The 17,223-nt window shown below is 62.8% G+C and carries 16 protein-coding genes; 8 read left to right on the top strand and 8 right to left on the bottom strand.

The genetic code is table 11. From position 1 onward, the window contains the following. Positions 1–70: 70 nt before the first annotated feature. Complete coding sequence (locus ACILSQ_RS24115) at positions 71–2,524, top strand: PVC-type heme-binding CxxCH protein (RefSeq protein WP_395746233.1); 2,454 nt, start codon at positions 71–73, stop codon at positions 2,522–2,524. 159 nt (positions 2,525–2,683) lie between these two features. On the opposite strand, the gene ACILSQ_RS24110 is transcribed toward ACILSQ_RS24115, so the two are convergent. The 3 genes from ACILSQ_RS24110 to ACILSQ_RS24100 all read right to left on the bottom strand — a co-directional run bounded on the left by ACILSQ_RS24110 (position 2,684) and on the right by ACILSQ_RS24100 (position 7,253). Beyond that, positions 2,684–4,063, bottom strand: a complete 1,380-nt coding sequence (locus ACILSQ_RS24110) for a Gfo/Idh/MocA family protein (RefSeq protein WP_395746232.1) — start codon at positions 4,061–4,063, stop codon at positions 2,684–2,686. Positions 4,064–4,278: 215 nt separating this feature from the next. Beyond that, on the bottom strand, positions 4,279–4,755 hold the full coding sequence (locus ACILSQ_RS24105) for a molybdenum cofactor biosynthesis protein B (RefSeq protein ID WP_395746231.1): 477 nt from the start codon (positions 4,753–4,755) through the stop codon (positions 4,279–4,281). A 65-nt stretch (positions 4,756–4,820) separates the two neighbouring features. After that, a complete protein-coding gene (locus ACILSQ_RS24100; RefSeq protein ID WP_395746230.1) occupies positions 4,821–7,253 on the bottom strand; it encodes a carboxy terminal-processing peptidase in 2,433 nt (810 codons plus the stop codon). A gap of 108 nt (positions 7,254–7,361) precedes the next feature. Between ACILSQ_RS24100 and ACILSQ_RS24095 the strand changes: the two genes are divergently transcribed. Together ACILSQ_RS24095 and rlmN are read left to right on the top strand one after the other, a co-directional pair. Then, positions 7,362–7,979, top strand: a complete 618-nt coding sequence (locus ACILSQ_RS24095) for an MBL fold metallo-hydrolase (protein WP_395746229.1) — start codon at positions 7,362–7,364, stop codon at positions 7,977–7,979. Between the two features lie 10 nt (positions 7,980–7,989). After that, the gene (rlmN, locus tag ACILSQ_RS24090; protein ID WP_395746228.1) at positions 7,990–9,060 is read left to right on the top strand and encodes a 23S rRNA (adenine(2503)-C(2))-methyltransferase RlmN; all 1,071 of its coding nucleotides are present in this window, start codon (positions 7,990–7,992) and stop codon (positions 9,058–9,060) included. Between the two features lie 12 nt (positions 9,061–9,072). Here rlmN and ACILSQ_RS24085 read toward each other — a convergent pair whose 3' ends face one another. Next, positions 9,073–9,477 carry a HEPN domain-containing protein gene (locus tag ACILSQ_RS24085; RefSeq protein ID WP_395746227.1) on the bottom strand — a complete coding sequence of 135 codons (405 nt, stop codon included), beginning with the start codon at positions 9,475–9,477 and terminating at the stop codon, positions 9,073–9,075. Then, entirely contained in the window at positions 9,440–9,754 is a 315-nt protein-coding gene (locus tag ACILSQ_RS24080; RefSeq protein WP_395746226.1) for a nucleotidyltransferase domain-containing protein, read from the bottom strand. Before ACILSQ_RS24080 ends, ACILSQ_RS24085 begins: the two co-directional genes overlap by 38 nt. Positions 9,755–9,926: 172 nt before the next feature. On the opposite strand from ACILSQ_RS24080, the gene ACILSQ_RS24075 reads away from it, so the two are divergent. From ACILSQ_RS24075 to ACILSQ_RS24060, 4 genes are all read left to right on the top strand, one after another. Next, positions 9,927–10,574: a DUF1361 domain-containing protein gene (locus ACILSQ_RS24075; protein ID WP_395746225.1), complete on the top strand. Its 648-nt coding sequence runs from the start codon at positions 9,927–9,929 to the stop codon at positions 10,572–10,574. Between the two features lie 123 nt (positions 10,575–10,697). After that, positions 10,698–11,117: a thiol-disulfide oxidoreductase DCC family protein gene (locus tag ACILSQ_RS24070; RefSeq protein WP_395746224.1), complete on the top strand. Its 420-nt coding sequence runs from the start codon at positions 10,698–10,700 to the stop codon at positions 11,115–11,117. 108 nt (positions 11,118–11,225) lie between these two features. Further along, positions 11,226–13,187 carry an NAD(+) synthase gene (locus ACILSQ_RS24065; protein ID WP_395746223.1) on the top strand — a complete coding sequence of 654 codons (1,962 nt, stop codon included), beginning with the start codon at positions 11,226–11,228 and terminating at the stop codon, positions 13,185–13,187. 14 nt (positions 13,188–13,201) lie between these two features. Further along, positions 13,202–13,981: a transporter substrate-binding domain-containing protein gene (locus ACILSQ_RS24060; protein WP_395746222.1), complete on the top strand. Its 780-nt coding sequence runs from the start codon at positions 13,202–13,204 to the stop codon at positions 13,979–13,981. A gap of 21 nt (positions 13,982–14,002) precedes the next feature. On the opposite strand, the gene ACILSQ_RS24055 is transcribed toward ACILSQ_RS24060, so the two are convergent. From ACILSQ_RS24055 to ACILSQ_RS24045, 3 genes are read right to left on the bottom strand one after another with little or no spacing between them, the layout of a single operon-like run. Next, positions 14,003–14,242, bottom strand: coding sequence for a pilus assembly protein HicB (locus tag ACILSQ_RS24055; RefSeq protein ID WP_395746221.1), 240 nt, complete (start codon positions 14,240–14,242; stop codon positions 14,003–14,005). A 13-nt stretch (positions 14,243–14,255) separates the two neighbouring features. Next, on the bottom strand, positions 14,256–14,456 hold the full coding sequence (locus ACILSQ_RS24050) for a type II toxin-antitoxin system HicA family toxin (protein WP_395746220.1): 201 nt from the start codon (positions 14,454–14,456) through the stop codon (positions 14,256–14,258). Positions 14,457–14,481: 25 nt separating this feature from the next. Further along, complete coding sequence (locus ACILSQ_RS24045) at positions 14,482–15,477, bottom strand: ThuA domain-containing protein (protein WP_395746219.1); 996 nt, start codon at positions 15,475–15,477, stop codon at positions 14,482–14,484. A gap of 92 nt (positions 15,478–15,569) precedes the next feature. Between ACILSQ_RS24045 and ACILSQ_RS24040 the strand changes: the two genes are divergently transcribed. Further along, complete coding sequence (locus ACILSQ_RS24040) at positions 15,570–17,099, top strand: PQQ-binding-like beta-propeller repeat protein (RefSeq protein ID WP_395746218.1); 1,530 nt, start codon at positions 15,570–15,572, stop codon at positions 17,097–17,099. The last annotated feature ends 124 nt before the right edge of the window (positions 17,100–17,223 follow it).

Genomic DNA, 17,223 nt, shown 5'->3' with positions numbered 1-17,223 from the left:
ATTCCACAAATTCGCACCCGCGGCAAAGGAACGAGCCCGCCATCAGCGTTGGTTTCTCACTTCACCTTCCATGCCCAGATTCATCCTGCCTCTCCTCCTTTGCAGCCTTCTGAAGGCCGCCGAAGTGCCGCCCGCGCTGCGCGGCCACCCCCTGCCAGACGCCGCCAAACTTCAGGATGCCCAGGGCCATGACAACGGCGTGCGTTTTGTGGATCTCAATGGCGACGGCCATGAAGACATCGTGCTCTCCAATGCGCGCGAGTACGGCGTCTTCCTTTTCGTTCCCAAAGAGCGGGCCAAAAAAAACCTGCAGTGGGATGAGGGCTGGTCCCAGGTGATGCGCGAGGGCAGGGCCGGCGATGCCAACAGCCTCCCTCTCATCGTCCGCGCCGATGGCAGCGACAACGGCGTCACCTTTCACGACGGCGCCATGTGGGCCGCCTCCAGCAATCAGCGCATTCCTTTCGCGGAGTTGCTCAAAGTCCCCGGCCCTGCGCCGAAGTCGCCGCAGGATTCGCTCAAAGCTTTGCATCTGAAACCCGGCTACCAAGCCACGCTGGTGGCCGCCGAGCCCCTGGTGCAGGACCCCGTCTTCATCGACTGGGATGCAAAGGGCCGCATGTGGGTCGTCGAAATGGGCGACTACCCCTTTGCTCCCGGTGAAAAGACGAAGGACGGCAGCGTGGGACAGGAGAAGGTTTCCGAACTGCAGGCAGGCCGCGTGAAGATCCTGGAAGACACCAATGGCGACGGCATCTACGACAAGGCCTCCTTGTTCCTCGACGGCCTGAAGCATCCCACTGGCCTCGCCTTCTGGAAAAACGGCGTCTTCATTGCCAACATCCCCGACATCTTCTACGCGGAAGACACCGATGGCGACGGCAGATGCGACAAGCGCGAGACCTGGTACACCGGCTTCACCGCCGGCAATCCGCAGCACCTCGTGAATGGCTTCTGCTGGGGCCTGGACGGCTGGCTCTACGGCGCGAATGGCGACAGCGGCGGCGACATCACCTGTGTGAAGGACGGAAAGAAGATCGCGCTCGGCACCAGTGACTTCCGCTTTGATCCGCGCACCGGCGGGTTCGCCCTGGAAGGCGGCCGCAGCCAGTACGGCAAATGGCGCGATGACTACGGCAACTGGTTCGGCAACAACAACAGCACCATCGGCTGGCACTACTGGCTGCCCTTTCGCTACCTGGAGCGCCATCCCGAGGTGGTGGCAAAGTCGGTGCGCAGCGACATGAATGGTGAAAAGCGCGTCTTCCCCGCCAGCCCGCCCGTGCGCCGCTTCAATCAGGGCAGCGCCGTCAATACCCTCACCTCCGGCTGCTCCCCCATGCCTTTTCGCGATACCACCTTCGGCAGCGATGGCGAAAACGTCATGTTCATCTGCGAACCTGCCAACAACCTCGTGCACCGCGAAGTGCTGGACTACAGCGGCGGCACCATCACCAGCAAACGCCATCCCGGCGATGCGGAGAGCGAGTTCATCGCCAGCGAGGACAACTGGTTCCGCCCCAGCATGGCGCGCACTGGTCCGGACGGCGCGCTTTATGTCGTGGACATGTACCGCCTCGTGCTCGAGCACCCGGAATGGATCCCTGCGGAGATCGCCCACGGACTTGATCTGCGGGCGGGTGAAGATCTCGGACGGATTTATCGCATTGCAAAAACCGGATCGCCTAAAAGCGGAGCTGCAATACCCAATCCGACTGAAGCGATGGCCTCATCCAACGGCTGGATGCGCGACACAGCACAGCGCTTGTTGATCGAGCGAAATGAAACCGCTGCAGTCCCTGAATTGAAGAAGCTCCTGGGCGCGGCGCCCGCCGTACGCATCCAGGCAGCGTTTACACTCATGCAGCTCGGCGGCATGAGCGCGGATGACGTGTTCGCCCTCATCCGTCCTCTTTCGCCCCAGGTACGTGCCACCGCCCTGACGGCCTCGGGCTCGCAATCTGAGGGCGTCTTCAGCGAGGCGGAAAGAGCGCTGCTGAAGCAGGCCGCTCAGAAAGCCCCTGCTAAAACGCCCGTGGTCGCGATGCCCGCCATCACCAACAACAATCCCAACCGGCAGAAAGTCGTGGCCAAATACGTGGCGGATGCCGCCGGACTGAGTGGCGATGCCAGACGCGGCGCCGCCGTGTTTCAGAAAGTCTGCATGGTCTGCCACAAGGTGCGTGAGCTCGGCGTTGAGGTGGGCCCCGACCTGACCACCGTGGCCACCAAGCCGCGCGAGCAGCTCATCGAGGCCATCTTTGATCCAAACCGCGCCGTGGAGCAGCGCAATGCCGCCACGCAGGTGACGAAGAAGGACCAGTCTCTCCTCATGGGCCAGCTCGCCGCCGAAACCCCTGGCAACATCACCCTCCGCATGCCCGGTGGCGCGGAGATCGTGGTGCTGCGCAGCGACATCCGCGAGCTCAAGACCCTCACCACCTCCATCATGCCCGAAGGCCTGGAAAGCGTGCTCAGCGCGCAGGATGTGGCCGACGTCCTGGCCTTCATCAGCACCAAATAGGTCGTGACAGTTGCGCAGGCAGAGCAGCTCGGAGAGGTGCTGCCGCTGGGACAGCACATCATCACACGCTGAGCCCGCGCCGCCTGAAAAGAGAGGCAGGAGCGGCGTATCGAGATGCACCGCCCCTCCCGCCGGGTTTTGCCTGCGTTCCGCGTTCGTTTATACTTCCAGCTTCCAAGGACCGCGATACTCACGCCCCAGCAGCTTCGCGGCATCCGCATCACCCAGGATTTCTTCTTTCACGGGGTCCCACTTGATAGAACGGTTCACGAGGAAGGAGATGAGGGCGAGGTGGCCGGGAGTGGCGCTGTGGTGCGCGGTTTCCACCGGCGTCACCGTGGGCTGTCGGCTCTTCACGCAGTCGAGGAAGTTGCGATGATGCCCCTTCGTCTCATAAAGGCGCGTCTTGATCACGTCGTCCCCCAGCTTCGGCGCCTTGGCCACTTCGATGATCTCGCTCTTCGGGTCCTTTTCGTCCTTCCGCTTTTTGACCATCTGCTTCAAGGCCGGATTGGAGCAGTCGTAGGCCCCGCCACGGTTGACATAGACCCAGCCGTCCGTGCCGATCCACTTCGTGCCCATCTTGATGTCATCATGGCCGCCCGCGATGGTCATCACAATATCGCCCGCATACTTCGCCTCGGCACGGTACCTCGTGGCCGTGTTCCAGATGTCCGTGCGCGGCGGCATGTCCACCTGAATCGGGCTCACTTCGTTCGGCCCGCTGTGGTCCATGCCCATGCCCCAGTGCGCGATGTCGCAGTGGTGACCGATCCAGTCCAGAAGCTGCCCGCCGCCGATGTTGTAGTCCCAGCGCCAGTTCTTGTGCACACGGCATTCGATGTAGTCCTGCATCGTCGCCGGGCCGATCCACAGGTCGTAATCCAGTTCCGCGGGCGGCGGGGTCACGCTGCGCTTGTCCTTGGTGCCCGCAAAGTCATTGTGCCCGCTGGGCAGGCCCACATGCACCTCCTTCAGTTTCCCGATCAGGCCGTTGCGCACGACTTCCGCGCCGATGCGGAAGTTGTCCTCGCTGCGCTGCCACGAGCCCGTCTGCCAGATGCGCCCGTGCTTCTGCACCGCCTTCACAATCGCCTGTTGTTCGGCAATGGTGCGCGCCAGCGGCTTTTCACCGTAGATGTCCTTGCCGTTTTTCGCCGCCTCGATGGCCGTCAGCGCATGCCAGTTGTCCGGCAGCGCCAGCATCACTGTGTCGATGTCCTTGCGCGCCATCACCTCGCGGTAGTCTTTGTAGGGCTTGCAGTCCTTGTTCTTGTAAGCCCCGTTGATGGTGTTCAGCGCGGACTCCAGATGCTTTTGATCCACATCGCATGCAGCCACGATCTGGCAGTCCTGCTCCTGCAGAAATTTGTTCGTGTTGCCCGGCCCCATCATGCCCCAGCCGAAGACCGCCATGGTGATCTTGCTGGAGGGCGCATTCTGTCCCAGCACGCTGGCCGGAATGATGGTGGGAAAGCCGATGGCGGTGGCAGATTTCGCGAGGAACTGACGGCGGGAGGAAACAGGGATGCGTTTCATGGTGGTGATGGGCTGACCGCAGACTTGTAACCGAGGGTGCATCCTCAAGTCCAGCCGCAAATGCACACCCGCCCCTTCACAGCCAGGTACGATGGAACTCCTGTATGCCGATCAGCGCTTCCGCCACCTCCATCGCCCTCGTTTCATCGACCACTGAGTGAGGGCATCTACCCAGCGGGAACGCTGGGCGGCGGGAGAGAGCCCCCATCGTACTTTCAGCAGCTCGTCGGCACCCGCTGCGCCAGCTTCACCGTGTGGGGAATGGCGCCGATGACGAAACCGAGGCAATCCACAGCGCCTTGAGGTTTGCCAGGCAGGGCGATGACCAGGCTGCGCTCCACCACCGCCGCAAGACTGCGCGAGAGGATCGCATTGGGTGTCAGGTCCAGCGACTTCATCCGCATCAGCTCCCCAAAGCCTGGAATTTCCACCCGCATGATCCCGCGTATCGCCTCTGGCGTCACATCGCGATCGGCGATGCCCGTCCCCCCCGTGGTCAAAATCAGCGCGCAGCCCTGGGCTGAAAACGAGCGCACCGCCTCCTGGATTCGCTCCAGATCATCGGGCACGATCGCCTCCGCGGCCACCACCCAGCCGTAGCCCTCCGCCGCCTGCCTCAGCGCGGGCCCGCCCAGATCCTGGTACACGCCCTCGCTGGCACGGTCCGAAACAGTGATGATGCCGACCTGCATTCGAGCGCCGTGCCAGTTAAAGAATGAGATGAGAAAGTGAATTTCCAGTTCCAGCCAGACCCGGCTTACTGCTGTCCCTGCGGCTTCGTGCTGGCCTGGGACTTGTCACCCGTTTTGGATGCCGTCGTCGGCTTGTGGTCCAGCTCCAGCAGATCACGCAGGATGTGAATGGTCTCCATCTTCACCGGCTCCACCCCATACGGGAACTTGGACTCGTCACTGCCGCCGTCGTCATCCTTGGAGGCCGTGCGCATGCCCGTGTTCATTTCCTTGCTGAAGGCGGACTCCGGCACCAGCTCGGGCTTGTCCACGTTGTCCAGCGTCAGATGGTAGGTCTTGAAGCCGTTGTCCTTGATGCGGTCCGCCACTTCCTTGGCGCGTTTGGCACGTTCCTCGATCTGCTTGTCTCGGCGCGCCTCCGTGTCCAGGCGCTCCTTCTCACGATCCTGCAGGTTCAGGGACACCGTGTTACGGTCGATCTTGTCCTTCAGCCGCTTGGACTCTTCCACGATGTTCTGGAATTCGGGATTCGCAGCGATGCGGCTCTTCACCCGTGCATTGATTTCGTCAGTCGGGAAGGGATCCTTGCGGAAGAGCGGGTACTTGCGCGCCGGGATGGTGTCATACGGCAGCGGATTCTCAGCGGAGGCTTCGCCGATGTCGAGCACGTCGCGGATCGAAGGCAGCGGAATGTCAGACTCCACCCCCTTGAGCTGGGTGGACCCACCGGCGATGCGGTAGAACTTCTGGATCGTCACCTTCAGCTCGCCGGCGCCTTTCTTGTCGCTGAAAAAGGGCATGTAGCGCTCCACCGGCAGGATGGTCTGCACCGTGCCCTTGCCAAAGCTCGCCTTGTCTCCCACGATCAGCGCGCGGCGGTAGTCCTGCAGCGCGGCGGCGAGAATTTCAGAGGCCGAGGCGCTGGCCTTGTTGATGAGGACAATCATCGGGCCGTCATACACCGGCTTCTCGTTTTCGCAGTCGCGCCAGGTGATGCTGCCGCGCCAGTCCTTCGCCTGCACCACCGGGCCGGCGGGAATGAACAGGCCCGTGAGCTTGATGGCCTCATCCAGGGAGCCGCCGCCGTTGTCGCGCAGATCCAGCACCAGTCCGTCGATCTTCTCCTTCATCAAACGGCGCAGCAGGCGCTCCACGTCCACGCTCGTGCTCACCGTGCCGTTTTCCATGTCGGCGTAGAAGTTGGAAAGGTTGATCCAGCCCACCTTGAGCGTCTTGCCCAGGTCTGGCGGCGTCACCAGCAGCTCCGCGTTCGCCAGCTTCTCCTTCAGCGGCACCTTATCGCGCACGATGGAGATGATCTTGTTCCCGGAAGGATCATCCGCCGGCACGATCTTGATGCGCACGGTGGTGTTCACCTCGCCGCGGATCATGTCCACGATCTTCTGCAGCTTCAGATACTTCACATCCACAAACTCGTCGTCTCCCTGCGCCACGGCGATGATGCGGTCATTGAGCTTCAGCTCCCCCTGCTTGTCCGCCGGGCCGCCCACCACGATGCCCTGGATCTCCGCACCGTCGTCCTTCTGCCCCAGCAGCGCGCCGATGCCCACAAGCTGATGCTGCATGTGGATCTTGAAGTTGTCGCTCTCGTCCGTGCTCATGTACTCCGTGTGCGGGTCATACGCGGTGGCCAGGCTGGAGAGGAAGAAGTTCACCACGTCCTTCGTGTCGTTCTCCTCGATGCTTTCCAGCAGCCGGGTGTAGTCCTTCAGCACGCGCTCCTTCGGCGTCAGCTCCTTTTCCTTGTCCCCCTTTTCCTTTTTGACCGCGACCTTCGGCGTGGCTCCGGTGTCATTGCCGGTCGGCTTGGGGGCTTCAATCACTTTTCTCTCGTCTGGCGCGGTCGTTCCATCCGCCGTGGCGGGGTCGGGCTTGGTGGCGTCTGGCTTGGTGGCGTCGGCACCGCTGGCTTTCTTGGCGGCGGCCTTTTCCGCCTTCTTCTTCTCATCACGCTCACGCGTTTCATCGGCGATGCGTTCCGCCAGCAGGTTGTCTTCAATGATGTCGAGCCACAGCTTGTCCTGCGCGGCCTTGTCCTTCGGCCATGGGGCCTTGTCACGCTTGATCTCGATCGTCCGGTGCGACTCAAAGGTGAACTTGTGGGTGTCCAGCGCCTTCTTCAGGAAGTTCACCCGCTCCTTCACCCGCTCCTTGTAGATGTCGTAGATCTCGATCGCCGGGCTGATGTTCCGCATCAGCACATGGTCATCCAGGGTGGTTTCGTACTTGTCCTTGAAGGTCGAGACATCCTGCTCCGTGAAGAAGATGTGCTTGAAGTCCAGCATGTTCAGGTAGTTGTGCAGCATCTCCCCGGACACCTTGTCATCAAAGTCCTGCTTCGAGTAATGGTGGTTCTGCAGCATGTAGGCCACATGCATGGCCACCTGACCAAAGTTGGTTTCCGCTTGCGCTGATGGAACGAGGAGCGCGAGGGCGGTGGCCGCTGCCGCGACGGGGGTGAGAAGGAATCGATTCATGGGGGTGTCCTGATCTATAACGAGCCTCGGGGCTGGAATTGCTTGGAGATTTTGCCTTTTCCATGTTGAAAAGTCCAACTCTTTCCCGTCTTTCGCCATTCCCCCCCCATGCCTGAACCCCTGATCTACACCGGCGGCATCGCCGTCACCAACGGCTACCTCCTCTCCCTTCCCGGCGGGAACCTCCTGGTGGACGCCCCGGAGGGCGTCGCCGCCTGGCTGAGACAGCAAAATCTTAAGGTGGACGCCCTCTTCCTGACCCATCAGCACTTTGACCACGTCCTGGATGCCGCAGAGATCCAGGCGGAGCACGGCTGCCGGGTCTATGCCTTTGCCCCCTATTCCCGCGATCTCACGCTGGAGATCCTCTTCGGCGCCGTCATGGGCAGCCCCTTTTCCGTCCCCCCCTTCACCGTCGATGAAGTTCTCGAAGGCAAAAGCCAGATCGATGCCCTCGGCGAGACCTGGAAGCTCTACCACGTTCCCGGCCATTCCCCTGACAGTCTCTGCTTCCACCTTCCTGGCCAAAACCTCCTCTTTGACGGCGATGTGCTTCTCCTGGACGGCGTCTGCCGCACCGACTTCCCCGGCTGCTCCCTGCGCCAGCTCCTCAGCGGCATCGAGGAAAAGCTCTTCGTCCTGCCGGATGCCACCCGCGTATTTCCCGGCCACGGCGATGACACCACCATCGGCCGCGAACGCCGCGAAAATCCCTGCTTCCACTGACCGCTCCCTGATGCCACGATCCTTCCATGACCTGACCTTTGACCAGCTCCGCGAGGTGATCGTGGCCGCCGGTCTGCGTCCGGCTCATGCCGGCACCCTGTGGAACACCCTGCACTTCCGCGCCATGCCGGATCCCCTCGCACGTGAGGACCTGGCACCGCCCCTGCGCAAATGGCTCGCCCAGGTGCTCGGTGATGGCTCCTGGGCCCTCGATGTCCCCCCAGTCTCCGTGGACACCCCGAGCAGCGACGGCCTCACGCACAAGTTCCTCCTCCGCATGGCCGATGCGCAGGAGATAGAGACCGTCATCATGGGCTACACCGGCCGCCACACCGCCTGCATCAGCACCCAGGCCGGCTGCGCCATGGGCTGCGTCTTCTGCGCCACCGGCCAGATGGGTTTCGTGCGCCACCTCCGCCCCGGCGAGATCGTCGCCCAGGTCCTCCACGCCCAGCGCGCTGTGCGGGCGAAAGGCGAAAAAGGCCTGCGCAATCTCGTCTTCATGGGCATGGGCGAGCCCCTCCACAACTACGACTCCGTGATGACCGCGCTGGACATCATCTGCGACACCCGCGGCCTGAACATCGGCCCCAGCAAGATCAGCGTTTCCACCGTGGGCGTCGTCCCCGGCATCCTGCGCATGGCGGCGGAAAACCGCCCCTACAATCTCGCCGTCAGCCTGCACGCCGCCACGGAGGAGGAGCGCGCAAAGCTCATCCCCGCCAATCAGCGCTGGCCGCTCACCGATCTCATGGCCGCCTGCCGCAGCTACAATGCGCAGACCGGACGCCGCATCTTCTTCGCCTGGACCTTGATCGAAGGCGTGAATGACACCCCGGAGCACGCACGCCGCATCGCAGAGCTCCTCCACGGCCTCGACGCCCACATCAATCTCATCCCCCTCAACCGCACCGACGGCTACAGCGGCACCGAGAGCAGCGACGCCGCCGCAGACGCCTTCCACCGCATCCTCCAGGACGCCGGATTCCCCTGCACCATCCGCCAGCGCCGCGGCATCGACGTCGCCGCCGGCTGCGGCCAGCTCAAAGCAGCGAAGAGAGAGCGGCGCAAAGCGGCGTGATGACCTTCACTTTCAGGCCTTCAGCCCCAATGCCAGACGCGCTTCTTTTCGAACAGCCTTTGCATGCAGCTTGGCATCCAGGGCATTCTGGGCTGTTGCTTCATTTCCTGGATAACGAAATTCGACAGCATAAACACTCAGGCTGGCCACCGCATGCCGCAGCGCCGACCAAAGAGGTTCCACTGCCAGCGCCAGATTGAGCAGCCGTATCAGATCATGCGTTTTGGGAGAGGCAATGCCCGCCTCTTCGAGCCGGGCTTTCAGGTATTTTTCGGCACACTGCTGGAAGTGGAAGCACACCTCGTCGTGAAACGGGGTTTTACGCCGCCTCGACAAGGCCTGCGCCGCCAGATAGTCGGATTCCGCCTTTTTGATCCACTCACGCGTTGACGGCTTCATACATGATTCGTCCTTCACGGGTGATCTGGGTCATGAAGAGGTCGCTTTCGCGCACGCGTCGCTCCACCTCGTTTTCTCCGCGCACGAGCACATCCACAGGAAAATCCGCCCCTACCTGTTCACGAATTTTGATGGCTGTCTGTGTCCCTGCCCGGCGTGATTTTGGCATCACCACCAGCACGTCCACATCTGAGTCTTCGTTGGGCCTGCCATACGCATGGGAACCAAACAAAATGATCCGCCTCGGCTTGAACGCCGCAGCAATGGCATCGCAATAGCGCTTGATGTCCTGCATGGGAACCATGTCCGCTAGTAAGCCTCCCATCCTTGGCAGCATCAACTCGTTTTTGCCCCTTCCGTCACTCCTTACTCCTCCATGAACTCCCCATGAACCCCGCGTGAATTCATCTTCACGCACCCGCCGGAGGCTTGCCTCCCCCCTCTCGCAGGCGTATTCTATCTCTGTTATGAAGAGCCGCGTTTTCCTGCTGAACCTCCTCGCCTGCCTGTGGTGCTTCCTCGTGCTGAAAATGCGCAGTTTCATCGTAGGCCACGACTACTACACCTTCATGGTGTGGAATCTTTTTCTCGCCGCCATTCCTCTGGGCCTCAGCCTCGCCCTGCGGCGGATGAACCGGCTGCTGCCCGCCCTGCCCCTGCTGGGCATGTGGCTGCTCTTCTTCCCCAATGCCCCCTACGTCCTCACGGACCTCATGCACCTTCACAAAAATCCCTGGGGCCCCGTGTGGCTGGACCTCCTCATGCTGCTCTCCTTTGCCCTGGTCTCGCTCTGGTATGGCTTTCAGTCCCTGCACATCGTGCAGCACTGGTTCGCGCGGAAGTTCTCCCACACCACCGCCTGGTGCGTCTCCCTCGGCTCGCTCGGCCTCAGCGGCTTCGGCGTTTACCTCGGCCGCTTTGACCGCTGGAACAGTTGGGACCTCGTCCATCGTCCTGTCTCACTGCTCAGCCGCATCGCCTCTTACATCCTCCATCCCCTCGCCCACACCCGCACCTGGGGCTTCACCCTCGGCTTCGGCACCCTGCTCATCCTCGCCTACCTCTTCTGGTTTTCCTCCGCACCTGCCGCAGCCGAGAGCCGTAAGTCCGAGTAAATCTTCCTCTTCCTCCTACTCCTCCTCTTCCTCCCCCTTCTGGTTCCGGACTTCCGGGAGGAGGAGTAGGAGTAAGAGGAGGAGAAAGATTGCCAAGGAGCCCTGCCCCTCGTCACTCCCCCCATGCCCGCCTACAATCCCAGCCATGATCACCTGCTGCTCTTTGATGGCGTCTGCCATCTCTGCGATGCCAGCGTGCGCTTCATCATCCGGCACGATCCCATGGGCAAAATCAAATTCGCCCCCATCCAGAGCCCTCTCGGCAGCCGGCTCTACACCCAGCATGGCCTCGATCCCGCCGCCCCCAATGCCATGCTCTTCATCACTCCCCGCGGAGCCTTCCAGGCCAGCGATGCCGCCCTCGAAATCGCCCGCACCCTCGGCGGTTTCTGGAAGCTCGCCCTCATCTTCAAACCCCTGCCCCGCGCGCTACGCGACACCGCTTACTATTTCATCGCCCGGAACCGCTATCGCTGGTTTGGCAAGGATGATGCGTGCATGATGCCGACGAAAGAATTGAAGGCACGCGTGATTGAGTCGTAAGATGGTCACTCCTGACCGTCGATCAGCGCCCTCATCGCGGATGACGCCCTCGCAGTGCCGGCGTACTTACTCCTCGCGCATCCCAGCCTCCGCGTGCTAGGTTCTCCCATGCCGCAAGCAGCCCCCACCCCGACCACCGCCGCCGCCGTTCGTGAACGTCTGGGTTTTGTTCGGGTCGCCGCCGTGTCTCCGGAATTGGTCCTTGGGGATGTGGCCAAAAACGTCGCCATCATCGGCCGCGAGGCGCGCACCCTCGCGCAGCGCGGCTGCCGCCTGGCGGTGTTTCCAGAGCTCAGTCTCACCGGCTACTCCTGCGCGGACCTGTTTCACACCACCGCCCTGCTGGATGCCGCTGTCAGAGGTCTCGCCGCGCTGGTGGACGCCACGCAGGACCTCACCTGCGTGCTCGTCGTCGGCCTGCCACTCCGTATTCAGGACCGCCTCTACAACATGGCTGCCGTCCTCGCCAAGGGCCGCCTGCTCGGCCTGGTGCCGAAGAGCTTTCTGCCAAACTCCGCCGAATTTTACGAGCGCCGCTGGTTCTCCCCAGCGCATACCCTGAATGTCTCCATGCTGCGCCTGAATGATCAGGACGTGCCCGTCGGCACGGATCTCCTGTTCGAGGCCCTGGATATCCCCGGCTTCGTCCTCGGCGTGGAGATTTGTGAGGACCTCTGGACGGTCATTCCTCCCTCCTGCCATCTCGCCCTCGCGGGTGCTCTCCTCCTCGCCAATCCCTCCGCCAGCACCGAAGTCCTCGGCAAAGCCCCCTACCGCCGCCACCTCGTGGCCCAGCAGGCCGCGCGCTGCCTCGCCGCCTACATCTACGCCGGTGCGGGCCCCGGCGAATCCAGCACCGATGTCGTGTACTCCGGCCACGGCCTCGTCGCGGAAAACGGCGTCCTCCTCGGCGAAACCGAACGCTTCTGCTTCGACACCCGCGCCGTGCTCACCGATGTGGATCTGCAGCAGCTCGCGCATGATCGCATCAAAAGCTCCGCCTTCCGCGATGAGGCCGGCAGCATCGGCGTTCGTCGCGTCGCCTTCAGTCTCGGCTGCGCCCCTGTGGGCGATGACAAGCTGCTGCGCCCTCTTTCCCCCCATCCCTTCGTGCCTTCGGCCAAGGTGGACCGCGCCGCCGTCTGCGAGGAAATCTTCGCCATCCAGGCCACCGGCCTCGCCCGCCGCCTGAAGCAGGCTCGTGCGAAAACCGCCGTGCTCGGCCTTTCCGGCGGGCTGGACTCCACCCTGGCGCTGCTGGTCATGCTGGAGGCGCTCAAACGTGCGGGCATGCCGCCTTCTGCCGCGCTCACCATCACCATGCCCGGCTTCGGCACCACCACCCGCACCCGCGGCAATGCCGAAAAACTCGCCGAGGCCCTGAACGTGGAGCTGCGCACCATCTCCATCCATGATGCCGTGCACCAGCACTTCGCGGACATCGGCCACTCCGAGCATCAGCACGACACCACCTATGAAAACTCGCAGGCACGGGAGCGCACCCAGATCCTCATGGACATCGCCAACAAAACCGGCGGCATCCTCGTGGGCACCGGAGACCTCTCCGAGGCCGCCCTCGGCTGGTGCACCTTCAACGGTGACCACATGTCCATGTACCATGTGAACTCCGGCGTGCCCAAGACCCTCGTGCGCTACCTCATCGAATGGTGTGCCGCCGGCCCCTTTGCTGAAAAGGCCGGCCCCATTCTCCTCGATATCGCGGACACTCCCATCACTCCGGAGCTCCTCCCTCTCGCCGCGGACGAGTCGCTCCAGCAAAAGACCGAGGACACCGTGGGCCCCTACGAGCTGCACGACTTCTTCCTCTTCCACTTTGTACGCCACGGCAGCAGCGCGGAAAAAATCCGCTGGCTCGCCGCCCAGGCCTTCGCCGGCAGCTACGATGACGAGACCATCGCCCGCTGGCTGGGCCTTTTCTTCAAACGCTTCGCCCAAAACCAGTTCAAGCGCTCCAGCGTCCCCGACGGCCCGAAGGTCGGCTCCGTCGCCCTCTCTCCGCGTGGCGACTGGCGCATGCCCAGCGACTACGCCGGTGATTTAAACTCCTGACCCTTCCTTCATCCATGCTCCGCCATCTCGCCCTCACCCTGCTTCTCCTTCTGTGCGGCTGCTCCCGCAGCAACAAGCTCATCATCGGCACAGACGCCACCTACCCGCCCTTTGAGTTCAAGGACGAACACGGCCAGATCACCGGCGTGGACATCGAGGTGGGCCGCGAGATCGCCAGGTCCCTCGGAAAGGAGGTGGAGTTCCGCAACATCAACTTCGACGGCCTCATCACCGCGCTGCGCACCGGCTCCATCGACCTCGTCATCTCCGCCCTGTCCATCACGCCCGAACGCCGCAAATCCATCGACTTCTCCGAGCCCTATGTGAAAACCGGTCTCGCGGTGCTCGTCTCCAAAGACTCCACCGTGCAAAGCGCCGCCGATCTCAAGGCCCCCGGCCGCAAAGTCGTCGTGCGCCTCGGCACCACCGGCGAAAGCTGGGCCCGCGAAAACCTCAAGGACGCCAAAATCATCGCCCTGGATGCCGACGTCTCCTGCGTGATGGAAGTGGTGAATGCCAGCGTCGATGCCTGGATCTACGACCAGGTCTCCATCATGAACCACCACGCCAGGCACCCTGAAAAGACCCGCGCCCTTCTCGCACCTCTGCGTGAGGAGGTCTGGGCCATCGGCCTGAAGCAGGGCAGCGATGAGCTCAGGACCAAGGTCAACGCCGTCATCTCCCGCATGCAGACCGACGGCAGCTTCACCAAACTCGCCGACCGCTTCATGGCCAAAGAAAAAGCCATGATGACCGCGCAGAACCTGCCGTTTGTGTTTGAGCTGAAAAAGTAGTGCCGGGAGCAAACGCCGCAATCAAACTGAAACCAGCTCCACATCCCGCGTAACGCGAACCGAAGGCGTGGGCAAAATCTCCCCACGCGCCTGCCGGTGCGCCACTTCATCACGCAGGATTCCACACAGCTCGGCATAGACCTGCTCGTCATTGGCACCGTGGCAGACGCCGCCTACATACAAATCTGGGCAGTAGCCCACATAAAGCTGATCCTCTTCCGACCAGCGGACGAAATGATGATAGCGGTCTTCGGCTCTCATGAGGCGTAATAAATCACTTTTTAAGGGTTTGCGCAATCGCCTGCGCCACCTGTTTCTCCTGATAACGCTGCGCATCATCGCCCTCGGCTCCGCTCAAAGAAAGCACTCCCGCGAATGCAGAATGTTTGAACTGCCTGTGTGACCCTTTCTGCCGGTCCAGTTCAAAACCAGCCTGCCTCAGGTCACTGATAAGCTGACGAATTTTTCGTGGCACGGAAGGCGCGAAGGAAAGTGTGATCTTATTTTTTCAGCTCAAACCCCTCCGGTTTCAGCCCCTTCTGAAACCCGCCAAAGCCATACATCGTCGGCTGATACTCTCCCACGATGCTCACATCCGCCTTCTCCGGCACCTCCAGGCCGAGGCCCCAGAACACACCGTTTACCACCATGCGGCGCAGGCCTTCATTGGTCAGGTCGGTCGCCGCTCCCATCGTCGTGGCCAGGATCTTGTTTTCACTTCCCGCGTCGTTCTTCACCACGCGCACCCAGGCCACGGGCATCATGGGCGTGTTCACGTCCTGCTCCACCTTGGCGGCGGTGGGCTTTGTGTAGCTGGCCGGGGCGGTGTCCACCGTCATGCCCTGCAGCACCTGGCCGCGCACCAGCACGACCGCATCCGCCGGCGGAGCGGCCTCATACACATCCGTGTTTCCAAACAGATCGCTCACCCCGCGCAGCACCGGGTGGTTCGCGTTCGCGGCTTCGATGATCCCCTTCGTCGCCTCCACCTTGTGCTTGCCCCAGTGGCTCACCCACGTCTCTCCCAGCACCTTGCGGCCCCAGCCGCCGTCTTTGTTCCAGTTCCATGATTCAAACGGGCTGCCCTTGGCATATCCGGCAAACGCATGCGTGCTCGTGCGCAGCGCCACGATCGGCACGCCGCGCTTCACCGCCGCTTCAAACTTCCTCGTCGTCGCCTCGTCCCAGTGGCGGAAGCGCAGCAGCATCACGATGGCGTCGGCGGAATCCAGCGCCTCCGGGTGGCTCAGGCTGCCCCCTGCCGTGGGGTCAATCGTCCCGTCCGTTCCCAGGCTGAAGAGCACGGTGCATTTGAAGCCGTGGCGCTGGCTGAGGATCTTCCCCAGCATCGGCATCGACTCCTCGCTGCGGTACTCCTCGTCGCCCGAAAGCAGCACGATGTGCTTTCCTTTGGCCGCACCGGCGGGTTCATACACGACATGGTCGGCGGCGCACAGGCTGGACGCGGCAAGCAGGGAGAGAAGCAAATGTTTCATGATGGTTGGGTGAAAACGGGCGAGGATGAGACATACGCAGAATAACGCCAGCCATTTCCTTTGCCCCGCACCAGACGTAGAATGACGCGCCCATGATCCCGAAGTTCCCCCTCATCCTCACCTTGCTGGCCGGCGGTTTGCTGGCCGGGCTCTGGGCCACGGCCCACACCTTCCGCGCCGCCGGCGTGATGTTTCTCATCCCTCTCTGGCTGCTGCTCCTCGGCCTCTGGTGGGCGCTGCATCGCCGCGGTGTGCGGCTGAAACGGCTCGGCCTCTTTGTGCTCGGCGTTGCCGCCATCGTGATGGCGTTTCGCTCCTTGCTCCGCTACGAAGGCTCCGCCGATGGCTCGGCCCTCCCCAGCTTTTCCTGGCGCTGGCAGAAGCCGCACTCTCTTCCCCCGCTTCGCCCCACACCGGACACCGCCGCCGCCCCCTCGCCCCCGCCGCCAGGAGCCTCGGACATGCCGCGCTTCCTCGGCGTGAAAGGCGACGGCATCCTCCCCGAACCCACCTGGCAGACCGACTGGAAAGCCCACCCGCCACGCGAAGTCTGGCGCATCCCTGTGGGAGACGGCTGGTCTGGCTTTGCCGTCGCTGGCGGCCGTGCCCTCACCCAGGAGCAGCGCGGCGCCGAGGAATACGTCACCTGCTACGACCTCGCCACCGGCAAGCTGCTCTGGTCCCATGCCGACGAGACCCGCTTCGATGAAGCCATGGGCGGCATCGGCCCGCGTGCCACGCCGACGATTGATGCGGCGCAGAACACCGTCTTCACCATGGGAGCCAAAGGCCTCCTCAACTGCCTGGACCTCACCACCGGAAAACTCCGCTGGAGCAAGGACGTGCTGAAGGACGGCGGCGCCTCCAAAAGCCCCCAGTGGGGCAAGAGCTCATCCCCGCTGGTCGTCGGTGAAAACATCGTCTGCAGCGGCGGCGAAAACGGCGCCTCCCTCATCGCCTACCGCTGCGGCGACGGCCAGATGGCCTGGAAGGCAGGCGACGATGGCGGCAGCTACAGCTCCCCCGTTCTCATGACCCTGGCAGGGCGTGAGCAGCTCCTCAGCGTGAACAACAACTCCGTGACCGGTCACGATCCCGCCAGCGGCACCCTGCTGTGGAAGTTCGACTGGCCCGGTATGTTTCCCAAGGTCTGCCAGCCCGTCCAGGTCACGGCGGACCGTTTTCTCGTCACCACCAGCTACGGCCTGAAGAGCCATGTCCTGGAGGTCAAAGCAGGGCCCGATGGCAAGATGGCCGTCACCTCCATCGTGGCCGCCAGCGCGCCACGCACGAAATTCAGCAGCGCCAGCGTCTTCGGCACGCACGCCTACGCCATGGATGAGGGCACCTTCTGCTGTGCCGACCTCACCACCGGCGAGCGCGTCTGGCGCGAAGGCCGCTACGGCTTCGGCCAGCAGGTGCGCCTGGGCGAGCACCTCATGCTCATCCAGGCAGAAAAAGGCTTCGTCGCCCTCGTCAGAGACAATCCGCAGCACCTCGAGGAAGTATCCCGCATCGAAGCCCTCCACACCAAAACCTGGAACCCGCCCACCCTCGCCGGACGCATGCTCCTCGTCCGCAACGACCACGAAGCCATCTGCTTCGAACTCTCCGACAAGTAAAAGGGATTCATCGCAAGCGCGCCAGCGTCCCCGGACTGCGGCGCTTCAGCGCCGCCCTCGAACGTCCCCCAGCACTCACCCTCTCCCCCTCACACCGTTCCACGCTGGAAAACTCCACCCGTCT

Origin of the sequence: Prosthecobacter sp. (assembly GCF_044227185.1) — a bacterium.
Lineage (GTDB): Bacteria > Verrucomicrobiota > Verrucomicrobiia > Verrucomicrobiales > Verrucomicrobiaceae > Prosthecobacter.
This window is presented reverse-complemented; position numbering and strand designations above follow the sequence as displayed.